This is a genomic window from Stenotrophomonas sp. GD03680, assembly GCF_029844625.1.
GTDB classification, from domain to species: Bacteria; Pseudomonadota; Gammaproteobacteria; order Xanthomonadales; family Xanthomonadaceae; genus Stenotrophomonas; species Stenotrophomonas maltophilia_P.
This window is the reverse complement of the sequence record NZ_JAOCKC010000012.1, coordinates 65879-82036: the sequence shown is the minus strand read 5'-3', so window position 1 is coordinate 82036 and position 16158 is coordinate 65879. Positions and strand designations below refer to the sequence as shown.

At 67.4% G+C, this 16158-nt stretch carries 15 protein-coding genes; 9 read left to right on the top strand and 6 right to left on the bottom strand.

Translation table 11 applies throughout. The annotated features are described in order from the left end of the window. Window positions 1-105: 105 nt before the first annotated feature. Complete coding sequence (locus tag N5J29_RS13670) at window positions 106-510, bottom strand: hypothetical protein (protein WP_053519825.1); 405 nt, start codon at window positions 508-510, stop codon at window positions 106-108. A gap of 169 nt (window positions 511-679) precedes the next feature. Between N5J29_RS13670 and N5J29_RS13665 the strand changes: the two genes are divergently transcribed. Next, the gene (locus N5J29_RS13665) at window positions 680-2710 is read left to right on the top strand and encodes a M3 family metallopeptidase (RefSeq protein ID WP_164150646.1); all 2031 of its coding nucleotides are present in this window, start codon (window positions 680-682) and stop codon (window positions 2708-2710) included. A gap of 57 nt (window positions 2711-2767) precedes the next feature. Here N5J29_RS13665 and N5J29_RS13660 read toward each other — a convergent pair whose 3' ends face one another. After that, entirely contained in the window at window positions 2768-3571 is an 804-nt protein-coding gene (locus N5J29_RS13660; protein WP_164150647.1) for an SDR family oxidoreductase, read from the bottom strand. Beyond that, complete coding sequence (locus tag N5J29_RS13655) at window positions 3568-4134, bottom strand: DUF1415 domain-containing protein (protein WP_164150708.1); 567 nt, start codon at window positions 4132-4134, stop codon at window positions 3568-3570. The genes N5J29_RS13660 and N5J29_RS13655 overlap by 4 nt, the downstream gene beginning before the upstream one ends. 193 nt (window positions 4135-4327) lie before the next feature. Here N5J29_RS13655 and N5J29_RS13650 point away from each other — a divergent pair, with 193 nt between their 5' ends. The 3 genes from N5J29_RS13650 (at window position 4328) to N5J29_RS13640 (ending at window position 8153) form a co-directional block, all read left to right on the top strand. After that, entirely contained in the window at window positions 4328-5794 is a 1467-nt protein-coding gene (locus tag N5J29_RS13650) for a benzaldehyde dehydrogenase (protein WP_053519822.1), read from the top strand. Between the two features lie 17 nt (window positions 5795-5811). Then, complete coding sequence (locus N5J29_RS13645; RefSeq protein WP_164150649.1) at window positions 5812-6939, top strand: NAD(P)-dependent alcohol dehydrogenase; 1128 nt, start codon at window positions 5812-5814, stop codon at window positions 6937-6939. Window positions 6940-7055: 116 nt separating this feature from the next. Beyond that, a complete protein-coding gene (locus tag N5J29_RS13640; RefSeq protein ID WP_164150651.1) occupies window positions 7056-8153 on the top strand; it encodes a helix-turn-helix domain-containing protein in 1098 nt (365 codons plus the stop codon). Window positions 8154-8188: 35 nt separating this feature from the next. Here N5J29_RS13640 and N5J29_RS13635 read toward each other — a convergent pair whose 3' ends face one another. After that, window positions 8189-8671 (bottom strand): YajQ family cyclic di-GMP-binding protein, encoded by a 483-nt coding sequence (locus N5J29_RS13635; protein ID WP_164150653.1) that lies wholly within the window; start codon window positions 8669-8671, stop codon window positions 8189-8191. 119 nt (window positions 8672-8790) lie between these two features. Here N5J29_RS13635 and N5J29_RS13630 point away from each other — a divergent pair, with 119 nt between their 5' ends. The 3 genes from N5J29_RS13630 to N5J29_RS13620 all read left to right on the top strand — a co-directional run bounded on the left by N5J29_RS13630 (window position 8791) and on the right by N5J29_RS13620 (window position 11588). Further along, window positions 8791-9687 carry a DMT family transporter gene (locus N5J29_RS13630; protein ID WP_065175182.1) on the top strand — a complete coding sequence of 299 codons (897 nt, stop codon included), beginning with the start codon at window positions 8791-8793 and terminating at the stop codon, window positions 9685-9687. Between the two features lie 207 nt (window positions 9688-9894). Next, entirely contained in the window at window positions 9895-10902 is a 1008-nt protein-coding gene (locus N5J29_RS13625; RefSeq protein WP_053519817.1) for a methionine ABC transporter ATP-binding protein, read from the top strand. Continuing rightward, window positions 10899-11588, top strand: a complete 690-nt coding sequence (locus tag N5J29_RS13620) for a methionine ABC transporter permease (protein ID WP_053519816.1) — start codon at window positions 10899-10901, stop codon at window positions 11586-11588. Before N5J29_RS13625 ends, N5J29_RS13620 begins: the two co-directional genes overlap by 4 nt. Window positions 11589-11672: 84 nt before the next feature. On the opposite strand, the gene N5J29_RS13615 is transcribed toward N5J29_RS13620, so the two are convergent. Then, a complete protein-coding gene (locus tag N5J29_RS13615; RefSeq protein ID WP_053519815.1) occupies window positions 11673-12275 on the bottom strand; it encodes a lipocalin family protein in 603 nt (200 codons plus the stop codon). 128 nt (window positions 12276-12403) lie between these two features. Here N5J29_RS13615 and N5J29_RS13610 point away from each other — a divergent pair, with 128 nt between their 5' ends. Both N5J29_RS13610 and N5J29_RS13605 read left to right on the top strand, forming a co-directional pair. Further along, on the top strand, window positions 12404-12724 hold the full coding sequence (locus N5J29_RS13610; protein WP_164150655.1) for a hypothetical protein: 321 nt from the start codon (window positions 12404-12406) through the stop codon (window positions 12722-12724). Window positions 12725-12793: 69 nt separating this feature from the next. Continuing rightward, complete coding sequence (locus N5J29_RS13605) at window positions 12794-14890, top strand: prolyl oligopeptidase family serine peptidase (RefSeq protein ID WP_164150656.1); 2097 nt, start codon at window positions 12794-12796, stop codon at window positions 14888-14890. A 74-nt stretch (window positions 14891-14964) separates the two neighbouring features. On the opposite strand, the gene N5J29_RS13600 is transcribed toward N5J29_RS13605, so the two are convergent. Continuing rightward, window positions 14965-16149 (bottom strand): pyridoxal phosphate-dependent aminotransferase, encoded by a 1185-nt coding sequence (locus N5J29_RS13600; RefSeq protein WP_164150658.1) that lies wholly within the window; start codon window positions 16147-16149, stop codon window positions 14965-14967. Window positions 16150-16158: the final 9 nt, after the last annotated feature.

Sequence of the window (16158 nt, the reverse complement as noted above, 5' to 3'; positions counted from 1 at the left end):
ATCCCGGTAGCGCCGGGCCATGCCCGGCGAGCGCAGCGGCGTATCAGAGCCCGTCGATCCCGGTAGCGCCGGGCCACGCCCGGCGAGCGCAGCGGCGCATCCCGATCAGTACCCCGCCGCAGTGAACGCGTCGAGCACCACATCGCGCAGCGCATCAGGCAGCGCCTCGATGTCCATCGCGCGATCATCCAGGTGCAGCCGTGGGTCCAGGCTGCTGATGCGGTCCTGGGCCAGCGCCTGCAGCCACAGCAGCACGCAGATCACGAACTCGCGCTCGTGCCCCGGGTGCAGGTGGCGGGCACCGCGTTCGATCACCTCGAACGGGTACCACTCCTGCTCATCGTTGAGGATGCCGCCCTGCTGCATGAGCACCTGCAGCTCCTGCAGATGGCGCCGGGCATCATCGCCGGGATCGCACAATGTGGCGATCCAGGACAACTCCTCCGCGCTGGCAGACAGCGCCAGCGACCGGACCGGCAACGCGGTTGCAACCTGAGCCAGACCTTCCATGTGGGGCCTCTATCGGCATGTTCCGCTGCGGACTCCCCCGCAGCCAGAGCTTCCGCGCGACCCCGTAAGGCCGACGTGAATGATCGGCGCGCCCCCCTTGTCTGCGGCTCCGGCCAGCGCCATATCGACTGGGCTGCCCGCTCCTCGGGCCCGTAACTGGAGATCTGCCGTGACCGCTGCCAACCCCCTGCTCGATTTCTCCGGCCTGCCGCGCTTCGAGGCGATCCGCCCCGAGCACGTGGCGCCGGCGCTGGACGTGCTGCTGGCCGAGGCCGAGGCCGCCGTCAACGCAGCCGAGCAGGTGCAGCCGGTCCGCTGGGACACCTTCGTGGTCCCGCTGGACGATGCCACCGAGCGGCTGTGGCGCGCCTGGGGCCTGGTCGGCCACCTGCAGGGCGTGGTCAACACGCCGGAACTGCGCGAGGCCTACAACAGCAACCTGCCGCGGGTGACCCGCTTCGCCAGTGCGCTGGGCCAGAACCTGGCGCTGTACCGCCAGTACCAGGCATTGGCCACCGGCCCGGAGGCGGGGTCGTTCGATGAGGCCCGGCGCAAGGTGCTGGACAATACGCTGCGCGACTTCCGCCTGGGGGGCGCGGAGCTGGCGCCGGACGCCCAGCAGCGGTTCGCCGCGATCAAGGAAGAACTGTCGGCGCTGTCCGCGAAGTTCTCGCAGAATGTGCTGGACGCCACCGATGCGTGGTCGTTGATCGTGGAAGACGAAGCACGCCTTGCCGGCGTGCCGGACGACGTGAAGGCTGCCGCGCGTGCGGCAGCGGCGAACGATGGCAGGGACGGTTGGAAGTTGACGCTGCAGATGCCGTGTTACCTGCCGATACAGACCTGGGCCGAAGATCGTGACCTGCGCGAGATCCTGTACCGGGCCAGCGCGCAGCGCGCTTCCGAATTCGGCGATGACGCGTTGGACAACAGCGGCAACATCGACCGCATCCTGGCCCTGCGGGCTGAACTGGCCGCACTGCTCGGCTTTGATTCCTACGCCGACTACTCGGTGGCCACCAAGATGGCGCAGGACCCGGCCGAAGTGCTGGGCTTCCTGCGTGACCTGGCGTCGCGCGCCAAGCCGTTCGCGGCCAGGGACCGTGCCGAACTGGAGCAGTTCGCGCGTGACCACCTGGGCATCGACAGCCTGCAGGCCTGGGACCTGGCGTTCGCGGCCGACCGCCTGAAGCAGGCGCGCTACAGCTATTCCGAGCAGGAGGTGAAACAGTACTTCACCGAGCCGAAGGTGCTGGGTGGATTGTTCTCGGTGATCGAGCAGCTGTATGGACTGCGCGTGCAGGAGGACAGCGCGCCGGTCTGGCACGAGGACGTACGCTTCTTCCGCCTGGTCGATGCGCAGGACGCGCTGGTAGGCCAGTTCTACCTGGATCTGTACGCCCGTGAGGGCAAGCGCGGCGGTGCGTGGATGGACGATTGCCGCAACCGGCGCGAGCGTGCCGATGGCAGCGTGCAGACGCCGCTGGTGTACCTGGTGTGCAACTTCGGTCGCGGCGCCAACGGCAGGCCTGCTACGTTCAGCCACAATGAAGTGACCACGCTGTTCCATGAAATGGGCCATGGCCTGCACCAGCTGCTGACCCGGATTGGTGAGCTGGGCGTGGCCGGCATCAATGGCGTGGAATGGGATGCGGTGGAGCTCCCCAGCCAGTTCATGGAGAACTTCTGCTGGGAATGGGACCACCTGCAGCGCATGACTGCGCACCTGGAGACGGGTGAACCGCTGCCACGTGCGCTGTATGAGCGCATGCTGGCCGCGCGCAATTTCCACAGCGGCATGGCGACTGTCCGCCAGCTGGAGTTCGGTCTGTTCGACATGCTGCTGCACAGCCAGTTCGAGCCCACGCAGGACAGTGTGCTGGCACTGCTGGAGCGCGTGCGCGGCGAAGTGGCGGTGAATCATCCGCCAGCCTGGAACCGCTTCCCGCATCAGTTCAGCCACATCTTCGCCGGTGGCTATGCGGCCGGCTACTACAGTTACAAATGGGCCGAGGTGCTCAGTGCCGATGCCTATGCGGCGTTCGAGGAAGCACCGCAGGCGTTGGCCGCGACCGGTGCACGTTTCCGCGACGAGATCCTCTCGCGCGGGGGCAGCCGTCCAGCGGCCGAGAACTTCAAGGCCTTCCGTGGCCGTGCGCCGCAGATCGATGCGCTGCTGCGCCATTCGGGCATGGCCTGATCCCACGTCGGCTGTGAGGGGTGCCCCCCATGGCGGGCACCCCTCGACGGGCATCGGTCACTCGGCGTAGATCATCCTGCGGGTCATGCCGCCGTCGACGATGAAATCCTGGCCGGTGGTGAATCCGGACAGCGGCGACAACAGGTACACCGCCAGCGCGCCGATGTCTTCCGGGCGGCCGACGCGGCCGACCGGATGCTGTGCGTGGTCGATGGCCGAATACTCGGGCGCATGGCGCCGGGGGGGCGCCTGCCACTCGCTGGTGCCGATCCAGCCCGGACTGATGCTGTTCACCCGTACAGCCGGTCCGGCGCTGATTGCCAGCGCGTGGGTGAATGCCACCAGTCCGCCCTTGGCCGCGGCATAGGCTTCGCTATGGGCTTCGGACTGCCGGGCGCGGGTCGAGGCGATGTTGATGATGGCGCCGGCGCCACCGGATGACAGTGCCGGCAGGGCATGCCGGCTGCACAGGAAAGCGCCATGCAGCGATGACAGGCGGCGCTGCCATTCGTCCCACGCCATGTCCTGCAGTGGCGTACCGTGCGCACCGGCGATGCCGGCATTGTTGACCAGGCCATCGATGCCGCCAAACCGCTGCACCGCCGTGGCGATGAACGCGCGCACGCTGGCTTCGTCGGTGATGTCCAGGGGCTGGAACGCCGCATCGTCATCGCGATGCCATTCGGCCAGGCAGGCGTGGCCGGCTTCCGTATCCAGATCACCGATCAGCACGCGGCCGCCGGCACCGAGCACGGCCTGGGCGATGCCGCGGCCGATGCCATTGGCGCCACCGGTGACCAGCACCACCTTGCCCGCCAGCGGCGCGGCAGGCCAGGCAGCGATCGGCGGAACCGCGCTCATGACAGGTCTTCGCCACGCAGGCGGCGATGCCAGCCGTCCACGCCGATGCGGTCCAGCGTCTGGATGTTGCGCTCGACGATCACGTCCGGATCGGGGAAGGCGTCCACCGCGCGTGCCACGCTGTCCTCGCGCAGCAGGTGCAGCGTGGGATAGGGCGCGCGGTTGGTGTAATTGCTGGCGTCGTTGGCGGCCACGCCTTCGAACTGGTAGTCCGGATGGAAGCTGGCCACCTGCAGGATGCCCTGCAGATCGAGCGCCTCGATCGCCGCGTCGGCGTTGTCGAGGAAGTCGTTGTAGTCCAGGAAATCCGTCAGCACCTGCGGGTGCACGATCAGGGTGGTGTCGATCTGCTCGGCCGGCGTGTCCCGCAGCAGCACCAGTTCCTCGGCCAGCTGTTCGACCAGTGCTTCGGGGGTGGTGGCATCACTGAGCACGAAGCGGACCTGGTCCTTCACATATACGGCCTTGGCGAACGGACACAGGTTCAGGCCGATGACGATGCGCTCCAGCCACAGGCGGGTGGCGGCGATCGGGTCGTCGGTGGGCAGGGCGGTATCGGTCATGGCGGGCACATCGGCGGGCGAGGTCGCCATTGTAGGCAGTGTGCCGCCGCTGCGCTGTTCACTGTGCAGGAACTGGACAGTCGCCATGCTGCAAATCCCCGCCGATTCAAGCCTTTGCAGGCCACCGGCAGATGGCCGATTGCCTGCTGCGGGCGGTAGGCGTGGAATGGACGCACGACACAGGAGGACACCCATGACTGCATCTTCTCCGTGGCTGCCGGACGCCCTTTGGGCCGGCGCCCTCTTCGACGGCCGGTGGCAGGCGGCCGCGCAACGGCAGCCGGTGATCGAGCCGGCCACCGGTAACACGCTCGGCCAGATCGGCCTGGCCGACCCGGCGCAGGTGGCGCGCTCGGCGGCGGCCGCTGCGCAGGCGCAGCAGGCGTGGGCGGCGGCTCCGTACGAACAGCGCGCTGAAGTGCTGCGCAAAGCGGCACGCCTGGCCGAAGAACACATCGACACCCTGGTCGAATGGCTGGTACGCGAAAGCGGCTCCACCCGCCTGAAGGCAGGTTTTGAGGCCAAGGTGACCATCAAGGCACTGCACGAGGCTGCGGCGCTGCCGTCGCGCAGCACCGGCGAGATTCTGCCTTCCGAGCCGGGCCGACTGAATCTGGCGCGGCGCCGACCGCTGGGTGTGGTGGGGGTCATCTCGCCTTTCAACTTCCCGCTGTATCTGGCCATGCGCGCGGTGGCGCCGGCCATCGCGCTGGGCAACGCGGTGGTACTCAAACCTGACCCGCGCACAGCGGTGTGCGGCGGGGCGGTGATCGCACGCCTGTTCGAGCAGGCCGGCCTGCCGGCAGGCGTTCTGCACATGCTGCCCGGTGATGGCGCGGCCGGCGCTGCGCTGACCAGCGATCCGCACGTGGCGATGATCCAGTTCACCGGCTCCACCGCCGCCGGGCGCAAGGTCGGAGAAGCGGCGGGCAAGCATCTGAAGAAGGTCTCGTTGGAGCTGGGCGGCAAGAACTCGTTGATCATCCTCGATGATGCCGACCTCGACCTGGCGGTGGCCAACACCGCGTGGGGGGTCTACCTGCATCAGGGCCAGATCTGCATGGCGACCGGCCGCGTGCTGGTGCAGCGGAAGATCCACTCCGCGTTCCTGCAGAAGCTGGTGGCCAAGGCCAATTCATTGAAGGTGGGCGATCCGGCGCGCGAAGACGTGGCGATCGGTCCGCTGATCAATGCCGGCCAGCGCGACCACGCCACGCGCGTGGTCGAGCAGGCAGTGCAGGCCGGTGCCTCGCTGGAGGCCGGAGGTACCCATCGCGATCTGTTCTTCGCGCCGACCGTGCTTGGCAACGTCGCTGCTGACAATCCGGCGTTCAACGAAGAAATCTTCGCGCCGGTGGCGGTGGTGGTGCCGTTCGACGATGACGACGATGCAGTGCGCCTGGCCAACGACAGCGAGTACGGCCTGTCGATGGCCATCGTTTCCAGCAATGTCGGCCGCGCACTGAAGCTCGGTGAGCGCCTGCGCACCGGACTGCTGCACATAAACGATCAGACCGTGAACGACGAGGTGATCAATCCCTTTGGCGGTGTCGGAGCATCCGGCAATGGCACCAGTATCGGCGGCCCCGCCAACTGGGAGGAGTTCACGCAGTGGCAGTGGTTGACCGTCAAGGGCGAGGCGCCCGCTTATCCGATCTGATCGAAGGAGCCATCACGATGAACGACAATACGGCAACACGCGAGATCACCGCCGCAGTGGTCCGCGGCAAGGAACAACCCTTCGTCATCGAGCAGGCCCGGCTGCGCGGCCCGCAGGAGGATGAGGTCCTGGTGAAGGTGGTAGCCACCGGCCTGTGCCACACCGACCTGATCGTGCGCGATCAGTACTACCCGGTGCCGTTGCCCGCGGTGCTGGGTCACGAAGGCGCCGGCGTCGTGGAGGCGGTCGGCCCCAACGTAAAGGAACTGAAAGCAGGGGATCACGTGGTGCTGACCTATGGCGCCTGCGGCCACTGCAATCCGTGCCGGGGCGGTCATGGCGCCTACTGCAGGGATTTCTTCGCGCTGAACTTTGGTGGCGATGATGGCCACGGCCATACCGCCATCACCGATGCGCAGGGTCAGCCGTTGCACGACCATTTCTTCGCGCAGTCTTCGTTTGCCACCTATGCGCTGGCGCGCGAGATCAATGCGATCAAAGTGCCCGACGATGCGCCTCTGGAACTGCTGGGCCCGCTGGGCTGCGGCATCCAGACCGGTGCCGGCGCGGTACTCAATTCGCTGAAGGTACGCTCGGGCAGCAGTTTTGCCAGCTACGGTGCCGGCGCAGTCGGTCTGAGTGCGGTGATGGCGGCCAAGGTGGCCGGTGCCACGACCATCATCGCCATCGATGTGGTGCCGTCGCGGCTGGCACTCGCGCTGGAGCTGGGCGCCACCCACGTGGTCAACAGCCGCGAGACCGATGTGGTCGAGGCCGTGCGCGCCATCACCGGCGGTGGCGCCGATTTCGCGCTGGAATCGACCGGTCGCCCTGAAGTGCTCTCTGCCGGTATCGAGGCCTTGGCGGGCTTGGGCATGATGGGCGTGGTCGGTGCACCAAAGCTGGGCACGACCGCCAGTTTCGACGTGAACAACCTGCTGCTGGGTGGCCGCAGCATCCGTGGCATCGTGGAAGGCGACAGTGTGCCGCAGGTGTTCATTCCGCAGCTGGTCACGCTGTTCCAGCAGGGCCGCTTCCCGTTCGACAGGCTGGTGAAGTTCTACCCGCTGGAGCAGATCAACCAGGCGGCCGAGGACAGCACCCGGGGCATCACCCTGAAGCCGATCCTGCGCATCGCGGCGTGATCTGAGGGCAGGGCTGCAGGGCTTCGCCCTGCACCTGCCGGATGGGCGGCAACCGCAGGCAAACACCTCATCGGAGCGTAACGTGGCGTTGCCGCTGGCCGGTGTACGCTGCGCCCATGATCGCAACCTCCGTCGGGCAACAGCAGCTGGTAGCGGTACGCGCGGCCTTTGCCGAGGGCGATGCGCGCTCATTGAACGTGTTGCCGCAGCCGTTGCAGCAGTCGTGGATGCGCTCGCGCGCGGCTGGCCTGCAGCCCGGGCAGGAACCGGTCTACCTGCCGCTGCAGAGCGATGGCCGGCATCTGCCACAGCGCGACGACCGTCGCCTGGCACGCTGCGTGCAACCGGAGCTGGAACAGCTGTGGGCCGCTTTCGGCGGACGTGGCTGGACGATGTTCTGCGCCAACCGCGAGGGCATGGTGATCGCGCAGCAGGCGCATGGCCTGGAAGACTCGCCCCTGCTGCGGCCGATCCAGGTCGGGCGGCGGCTGGGCGAAAGCGAGATCGGCACCACCGCGCCGGCGGTCAGCCTGGCCGACGACCTGCCAGCGCTGGTGCGCGGCAATGAACATTACCTGCAGCGTTTCGCTCCGGTGTTCTGCCTCAGTGAACCCCTGCACGATCTCGACGGGCGGGTATGCGGAGTGATCGATATCACCGGGCTGGGTGAGCGCGATCCTTCGCTGCTGCAGGGCTATTTCCGGCAGGCCGCACTGGCCAGCGAGAATCGCCTGTTCCACACGCTTGCCGATGTGCACCTGCTGGCGCTGCAGCATGATCCGCGCTGGCTGGCGTCACCCTTGCAGGGGCTGCTGGCGGTGCAGGAGGATGGCCAGCTGCGCGCCGCCAACCGTGTAGCCCGGCGTCTGTTGGGCCTGCCGCGGCGCGGGCCACTGCCGTTGCTGGATATTGCAGCGGTGTTTGCCGACGCCAGTGCCGCACAGCGGCGGCGCCTGCTGCAGCCGGGGGCGCCGCATCGGGTCCGGTTGGGCGAGGGCAGTGCGGTCTACCTGCAGCATCTACAGGCGCCGCGCAAGGTCGCTGGCAACAGCGTGCGACGGTCTTCACCGGCGACGATGGCGGCGCCGGCGCTGCGCGATCAGCAGCGTGAAGCGGCGCGCCGGGCGGCGCAGGCGGCGGACGGCAATCTCAGTCTGGCCGCACGCCAGCTGGGCATCTCGCGCACCACGCTGTACAAGCTGCTGCGTGATTGATCGAGCGCGGTGCCGGGCCACGCCCGGCGGAGCCGTCAGTCGCGGAAATTGTTGAACTGCAGCGGCAGCTCGAACTTGCCGGCCTTCAGTACTGCGATCGCGTCCTGCAGATCGTCGCGCTTCTTGCCCTGCACGCGCAGCTTGTCGCCATTGATCTGGCTTTCCACCTTCAGCTTGGCGTCCTTCAGTGCGGCGGCGATCTTCTTGGCCAACTTCTGCTCGATGCCCTGCTTGACGGTGATCTTCTGCCGCGCCTGCGCCAGATTGGTCTCGATGTCGCCGAACTCCAGGCTCAGCACGTCGATGCCGCGCGCTGCCAGACGCGCACGCAGGATGTCGTTCATCTGCTTGAGCTGGAACTCGGTCGGCGCGAACTGGTTGATGACATCGCCATCACGCTCGAACTTGGCGTCCACGCCCTTGAAATCGAAGCGGGTGCTCAGTTCGCGGTTGGCCTGGTCGATGGCGTTGGTCAGCTCGTGGGTGTCGACTTCGGAGACGACGTCGAAGGAAGGCATGGGCGATGCTCCACAGAATTCAGTGCGGACATTCTATCGCGCCGGCCAGCCTGCCCGCTTTCCGTGGCGCTGGGCATCGCTGCAACGGCATCCCGCCGCCGGCTCGGCGATAATGGGCCATGAACGTGCAACGCTCCCCCTCGCGCGCGGTGGCCTGGATGGTCGCCGCGGTCGCCTGCTTCTCCCTGATGGACGCCGGCATGAAGCAGCTGGCGGCCAGCTATCCCACCCTGCAGGTGACCTTCCTGCGCGGCGCGGCGTCGTTGCCGTTCGTGCTGGTCTGGGTGCTGGTCAGCGCGGGCCCGCGTTCGCTGGTGCCACGTCGCTGGGGCCTGCATCTGCTGCGTGGCGCGCTGGGCATGGCGATGATCGGCTGCTTCGTGTTCGCGTTGCGCGATCTGCCACTGTCCACCGCCTACACCATCTACTTCGTCGCGCCGCTGCTGATCGCGGCCCTGTCGGTGCCGCTGCTGGGCGAACGGGTCGGACCGCGTCGCTGGGTGGCCATCGGCATCGGCCTGGTCGGCGTGCTGGTGGTGCTGCGGCCCGGCGTGGATGGGTTCATCTCGGTGCCGGGCCTGATGGTGCTGGCCGCGGCCACCGCCTACGCCGTTGCCGCGATCACGGTCAGCCTGCTGACCCGTACCGACACCTCGCAGTCGATGGTGGTCTGGTTCCTGGTCATCATGGCGATCGGCGCGGGCCTGCTGGCGATTCCCGGCTGGAGGCCGCTGCTGCTGGCGCACGCGCCGCTGATCGCGGGCATGGGGCTGGCCGGTGCGCTGGGTCAGATCGCCCTGACCAAGGCCTTCCAGCTGGGCGAGGCATCCATGATCGCGCCCCTGGAGTACAGCGGCCTGGTCTGGGTGATCGGATGGGATCTGGCTTTCTGGGGGCAGTTGCCGGACGGCTACACCTGGGTGGGGGCGGCGATCATCGTGGCGTCGGGCCTGTACCTGCTGCACCGCGAGCGGGTGAACCGCCAGCAGCCGCCGAAGCCGCTGGATCATCCCTGAACCGGTTTGGCCGGGGAGCGGGGTCAGAGCCCCTGCGGGGATCCGACCCCGGGGTCAGATCCCACAGGGGCTCTGACCCCGGAACCCGGCCGGAGTAGGTGTCTTAGAACCAAAAGGAATAACATTCTGGCCCATGGCGCAGGCGCGCGACCGCCGGCGCTGGTAGGCTGCACGCCCCCTTCTGTCGCCTGCCGGTGAGCCGCTCCCGTGATCGAGTTCCAGCGCCTGCACAAATCCTATGCCGTTGCCGGCCGCGCGGTCAGCGCGCTGCAACCGCTGGACCTGACCATCGAGGCCGGCGAGGTCTTCGGCATCATCGGTCATTCCGGTGCCGGCAAATCGACGCTGATCCGCATGATCAACCGCCTGGAAGAGCCTTCCGGTGGCCGATTGCTGATCGGAGGCGAGGACATCACCACGCTGGATGCCGACGGCCTGCGCTCGCTGCGCCGGCGAATCGGCATGATCTTCCAGCACTTCAACCTGCTGTCCTCGCGCACGGTGGCGGGCAACGTCGCCTTCCCGCTGGAGCTGGCCGGTACACCGAAGGCGGAGATCGACAGCCGGGTGGCCGAACTGCTGCAGACCGTCGGCCTGCAGGCACACGCACAGAAGTACCCGGCGCAGCTGTCCGGAGGCCAGAAGCAGCGCGTGGGCATCGCCCGTGCCCTGGCCACCCGCCCGCAGATCCTGCTGTGCGACGAGGCCACCAGTGCTCTCGACCCGCAGACCACCGCGTCGGTGCTGGCGCTGCTGTCGAAGATCAACCGCGAGCTGGGCCTGACCATCGTGCTGATCACCCACGAGATGGATGTGATCCGCCGCGTCTGCGACCGGGTGGCGGTGCTCGATGCCGGCCAGCTGGTGGAGACCGGTCCGGTCACCCAGGTGTTCCTGCATCCGCAGCATCCCACCACCCGCCGTTTCGTCAGCGAATCGGAGCATGTGGACGAAGGAACGCTGCACCGTGATTTCGACGCCGTGAGTGGGCGCATCGTGCGCTTGACCTTCCTCGGTGGCGATACCTACGAACCCCTGCTGGGCAGCATCGCGCGCCAGACCGGGGTCGATTACAACATCCTGTCCGGGCGTATCGACCGGATCAAGGACACACCGTATGGCCAACTGGTCGTGGCCCTGGTCGGTGGCGATCACGCCGCCGCGCAGGCCGCGTTCGTGGCCGCTGGCGTGCATGTCGAGGAACTGCGTCGATGATCATTGCTGCTGCGGACGGATTCTTCCGCCACCTGGACGCCGGCAAGTGGGCCGATATCGGCCAGGCCACCATCGACACCCTGCTGATGCTGGCCGGTTCGCTGCCCTTGACCCTGGCCATCGGGCTGCCGCTGGGCGTGCTGCTGTACCTGTTCGGTGCGCCGCAGATGAAGCGTCGTCCGTTCGCCTATGGCGTGCTGGCGCTGGTGGTCAACCTGCTGCGCTCGGTGCCCTTCATCATCCTGATGATCGTGCTGATTCCGGTGACGCTGTTCATGATGGGGACGTCGCTGGGTGTTCGCGGTGCGATCGTGCCCCTGGTGATCGGCGCCGCACCGTTCTATGCGCGGCTTGTGGAAACCGCGCTGCGCGAAGTGGACCGTGGGGTGATCGAGGCGACCCAGGCGATGGGCGCAACCACCTGGCAGCTGGTCACCCGTGTACTGCTGCCGGAAGCGCGGCCGGGCCTGATCGCAGGTGCCACGGTCACCACCGTTGCGCTGATCGGCTTCACCGCCATGGGCGGTGCGATCGGCTCGGGCGGCCTGGGCGATCTGGCGTTCCGTGATGGCTACCAGCGTTCGCACACCGACGTCGCCCTGGTGACCGTGGTGCTGCTGCTGGTGCTGGTGCAGCTGCTGCAGATGCTCGGCGACCGGTTGGTCGCACATTACACCCGCAGGTAACCGGCACGTCCGCCGGGCATGGCCCGGCGCTACCCTGCCACGCGGACGTTCCAGTAGCGCCGGGCCATGCCCGGCGGCGTCGTCTCACCGCGCGTTGGGCACTTCATAGCCCAGTTTGCCGACCTGGTCCGGGCGCTGCGGCACCCGCTTGAGCTTGTCGGTATTCACTCCGTACTCGTCGCGCAGGCGCTCGGCCAGCTCCTTGTACAGCGTCTTGTCCATGTCAGGCCGACGGGCAAAGATCCACGCCATCTCGCGGCCCGGATAGCCGATCAGTGCCCAGGAGTAATCCGGCGCCACTTCCAGAACGCGCGAATGGGTCGGCACCACGCGGTAGAACCAGGTCCGCCAGCCATGGTTGCCGCTGTCCGGGTCGACGCTGGCACGGGCGCGGATCTCCTGTTGCGGTTCGCTGAAGCCGTTGCGGTAGCGGTAGGTGATGGCAACCTTGTGATCGTCGCGCAGCGCGTACTCGTTGACGCTGGCAACGTGACCGCGCTCGACGAAGTTCGGCACGCGGCCGATCACGTACCAGGTGCCCATGAAACGTTGCAGGTCGATCGGCGCGTTCGGATCGGGGGCGCGGGGCGCCGCGGCACGCGGCGACGGCGGATCGCTGGCAGCCAGCGCCGGGCCCGCCAGGGACAGGGCCAGCAGCACGGCGCAGAGCGGGCGGATCGAAGTCATGCGGGAGCGGGCTCCAGTGGGCTTGCACGCGCATGGTCGACTGTGTGCACGCGGTCCGTCAATGGTGTCGCAGCGTATGAGAAGGCCCTTGCCCAAGCTGTGTTGCATTGTCCACCGGAGAAACCCGCATGAGCGCACGCCTCACACGCCGCCCCTCGACTGAACGCGTCAGCGAACGCGCCGATCCGCGCCTGCTGCGGGATGTACAGCACCTGGCACTGGCCGGCGTCGCACTGGTCCTGGTGTGGCCGGCCGCCCGTGGCAGCAGTGCCTGGCTGGGTTGGCTGCCCCTGTGGCTGATCGGCATGCCGCTGGTGGCCTGGTGGGCGTTGCTGCGCTGCCCATTGCCGTCGCTGCGGCGGCGGTCGTCGCGTCGTACCGGTGGACAGGCGCGCCGCAGCAGGGCAGCCGGCGCGCGCGTCCGGCGCGGCGCAACGGCGGCGGCCTGACCTTCGACACGGGGGGCGGTGTCCGGATCCGTGCTAGCGTTCCACGGCTTATGACTGCCTGGAGCTGCAATGTCACGACTCGCTTCCGCCTGCCTGCTGGCTGGCATGATGACCGCTGCCTCGGTGGGGACCGCCGTGGCTGCTGAAGATACCGACCGTTACGCCTGGCTGGAGGACGTCACCGGCGACAAGCCGCTGTCCTGGGTCAAGGAACAGAACGCCAAGGCCGAGGCGCGCCTGGCGCAGACTCCGGCCTTCAGGCAGATGGAGGCCAGCATCCGTGAGGTGCTCGATTCGGATGCCAAGATTCCCGGCGTGCAGAAGATCGGCGACTACTACTACAACTTCTGGAAGGACAAGCAGCACGAACGTGGCCTGTGGCGGCGCACCACCCTGGCCGAGTACCGCAAGGCCTCGCCGCAGTGGGAAACCGTGCTTGACCTGGACGCACTGAACAAGGCCGAGGGCGAGAACTGGGTCTGGCACGGCGCCGACTGCCTGCGCCCGGACTACAGCCGCTGCCTGATCGCGCTGTCACGCGGCGGCGCGGATGCCGATGTCACCCGCGAGTTCGATCTGTCGACGAAGCGCTGGATCGAGGATGGCTTCTTCCGTCCCGAGTCGAAGGGCGGCCTGAACTGGATCGATCGCGATACCGTGTTCGTCTACACCGATTTCGGTGCCGGCACCATGACCACCTCCGGCTACCCGCGCGTGGCCAAGCTGTGGAAGCGTGGGACGCCGATGTCGTCGGCCAGCGTGGTGTACGAAGGCAAGCCGGAGGACATGTACATCGCGGCGATGCACGATGACACCCCGGGCTTCGAGCGCAACCTGGTCAGCCGCACGCTGGCGTTCTACAACAATGAGGTCTACCTGCGCGGCGACGATGGCACGCTGACCAAGATCGATGCGCCGAACTCCGCCGAGAAGGGCCTGCACAAGCAGTGGCTGACCCTGGAGCTGCGCGACGCCTGGACCGTGGGCGGCAGGACCTACGCATCCGGCTCGCTGCTGGCGACCCGGCTCGATGACTTCCTGGCCGGCAAGCGTGACTTCGAGGTCCTGTTCACCCCGACCGCGACCACCTCGCTGGCCGGTGCGACCTGGACCAAGAACCACCTCGTCCTGAACGTGCTGGACGATGTGAAGAATCGCCTGTCCGTGCTGACCCCGGGCGCCAATGGCTGGCAGAAGAGCGCGTTTGTCGGCGCGCCGGCATTCGGCACTCTGGCCGTGGGCGCAGTGGACAGCGACGACAGCGATGCGGTCTGGCTGACCGCCACCGACTATCTGACGCCGACCACCCTGGCTTTGGCCGAGATCGGCAAGGCACCGGAAACGCTGAAGACCATGCCGGCCTTCTTCAATGCCGAGGGCAAGGTGATCGAGCAGCACTTCGCCACCAGCAAGGATGGCACCCGTGTGCCGTACTTCGTGGTGCATGCCAAGGACATGAAGCTGGACGGCTCCAATCCGACCCTGCTGTACGGCTACGGCGGTTTCGAGATTTCGCTGACACCCAGCTATTCCGGTGGCATGGGCCGCGCCTGGCTGGAGAAGGGCGGTGTGTACGTGGTCGCCAACATCCGTGGTGGCGGTGAGTACGGCCCACGCTGGCACCAGGCGGCGCTGAAGCAGAATCGTCACAAGGCCTACGAGGACATGGCCGCGGTGGCACAGGATCTGGTCAAGCGCAGGATCACCAGTGCCAGGCACCTGGGCGTGCAGGGCGGCAGCAACGGCGGCCTGCTGACCGGCAACATGCTGACGCAGTACCCGGAACTGTTCGGTGCGGTGGTGGTGCAGGTTCCGCTGCTGGACATGAAGCGCTACAGCCACCTGCTGGCCGGCGCGTCGTGGATGGCCGAGTACGGCAACCCCGATACCAGCGACTGGGAGTTCATCAAGACCTTCTCGCCGTACCACCTGTTCGACGCGAAGAAGAACTACCCGCCGGTGCTGTTCACCACCTCCACCCGCGATGACCGCGTGCACCCGGCCCATGCCCGCAAGATGGCGGCGAAGATGATCGATGCCGGCAAGGATGTGACCTACTACGAGAACATCGAAGGTGGTCATGGCGGCGCAGCCAACAACGCGCAGGCCGCGCACATGGCGGCCCTGGCCTACAGCTTCCTGTGGGAGCGCCTGGGCGGTAAATGACGAAATGAAAAACGCCGCCCCCGGGCGGCGTTTTTCATGGGCGGCGCTGCGCGCTCGCCGGGCATGGCCCGGCGCTAGCGGAAATGTTGCAGCCCGCGCGCGATGCGCTCCACCGCTTCCTGCAGCCGCGGTATTTCCTGGGTATAGGCCAGGCGCACATGCTGGTTGGCGCGGTGGAAGCCGAAATCCAGGCCCGGGGTGAAGGCCACATGCTCGGTTTCGAGGAAGTGCGCGCAGAACGCCTGGGCATCATCGGTGAACGCACTGACATCGGCATACAGATAAAACGCGCCCTGCGGCTCCACCTCGATGCGGAAGCCCAGCTCGCGCAGCGCCGGCAACAGGAAATCGCGACGCTGGCGGAAGGCCTCCCGTCGCTGTTCGAAGATCGCCATCGATTCATCGGTGAAACAGGCCAGGGCTGCATGCTGGGCGATGCTCGACGCACTGATGTACAGGTTCTGCGCCAGCTTCTCCAGTTCGGGCACCGCTGCGGGCGGCGCCACCAGCCAGCCCAGGCGCCAGCCGGTCATGCCGAAGTACTTCGAGAAACTGTTCAGCACGAACGCGCTGTCATCGACCTGCAATACGCTGGCGGCGTCCACGCCGTAGGTCAGGCCGTGATAGATCTCGTCCACCACCAGGTGCCCGCCGCGTGCGTGCAGTGCGCGTGACAGCGCCGCAAGTTCATCGGCCGACAGCACCGTGCCGGTGGGGTTGGCCGGCGAGGCGACGAGTGCGCCGACGCTGTCCGTGTTCCAGTGCTGTTGCACCAGCGAGGGTGTGAGCTGGTAGGCGGTCTGTGGACCGACCGGGACCAGCTGTGCGGCACCTTCCACCAGGCGCAGGAAATGCCGGTTGCAGGGATAGCCGGGATCGGCCAGCAGCCAGTGCCAGCCCGGGTCGACCAGCAGGCTGCTGGCCAGCAGCAGCGCGCCGGAGCCGCCAGGAGTGACCAGGATGCGTTCCGGATCCACATCCAGCCGGTAACGGCTGCGATAGAAACCGCTGATCGCCTGGCGCAGCGCAGGCAGGCCGCGTGCGGCGGTGTAGCGCGTGTGCCCGGCGGCCAGGGCCGCCTGGCCGGCACGCACCACCGGCCCGGCCGTGGTGAAGTCCGGTTCGCCGATCTCCAGGTGGATGACATCGTGGCCGGCCTGTTCCAGCGCCTGCGCGCGGGCCAGCAGGGACATCACGTGGAACGGAGCGATTTCATGGCTGCGCCGGCTGTAGACCGGCGGGTGGGGCAGGGTACTCATGCGCCCATG

Coding starts and splice junctions, on each gene's coding strand:
- N5J29_RS13615 (WP_053519815.1), bottom strand. CDS start 12,275: ATGACTTCGATCCGCCCGCTCTGCGCCGTGCTGCTGGCCCTGTCCCTG.
- N5J29_RS13645 (WP_164150649.1), top strand. CDS start 5,812: ATGAACGACAATACGGCAACACGCGAGATCACCGCCGCAGTGGTCCGC.
- N5J29_RS13620 (WP_053519816.1), top strand. CDS start 10,899: ATGATCATTGCTGCTGCGGACGGATTCTTCCGCCACCTGGACGCCGGC.
- N5J29_RS13635 (WP_164150653.1), bottom strand. CDS start 8,671: ATGCCTTCCTTCGACGTCGTCTCCGAAGTCGACACCCACGAGCTGACC.
- N5J29_RS13650 (WP_053519822.1), top strand. CDS start 4,328: ATGACTGCATCTTCTCCGTGGCTGCCGGACGCCCTTTGGGCCGGCGCC.
- N5J29_RS13630 (WP_065175182.1), top strand. CDS start 8,791: ATGAACGTGCAACGCTCCCCCTCGCGCGCGGTGGCCTGGATGGTCGCC.
- N5J29_RS13670 (WP_053519825.1), bottom strand. CDS start 510: ATGGAAGGTCTGGCTCAGGTTGCAACCGCGTTGCCGGTCCGGTCGCTG.
- N5J29_RS13610 (WP_164150655.1), top strand. CDS start 12,404: ATGAGCGCACGCCTCACACGCCGCCCCTCGACTGAACGCGTCAGCGAA.
- N5J29_RS13605 (WP_164150656.1), top strand. CDS start 12,794: ATGTCACGACTCGCTTCCGCCTGCCTGCTGGCTGGCATGATGACCGCT.
- N5J29_RS13640 (WP_164150651.1), top strand. CDS start 7,056: ATGATCGCAACCTCCGTCGGGCAACAGCAGCTGGTAGCGGTACGCGCG.
- N5J29_RS13655 (WP_164150708.1), bottom strand. CDS start 4,134: ATGACCGATACCGCCCTGCCCACCGACGACCCGATCGCCGCCACCCGC.
- N5J29_RS13660 (WP_164150647.1), bottom strand. CDS start 3,571: ATGAGCGCGGTTCCGCCGATCGCTGCCTGGCCTGCCGCGCCGCTGGCG.
- N5J29_RS13600 (WP_164150658.1), bottom strand. CDS start 16,149: ATGAGTACCCTGCCCCACCCGCCGGTCTACAGCCGGCGCAGCCATGAA.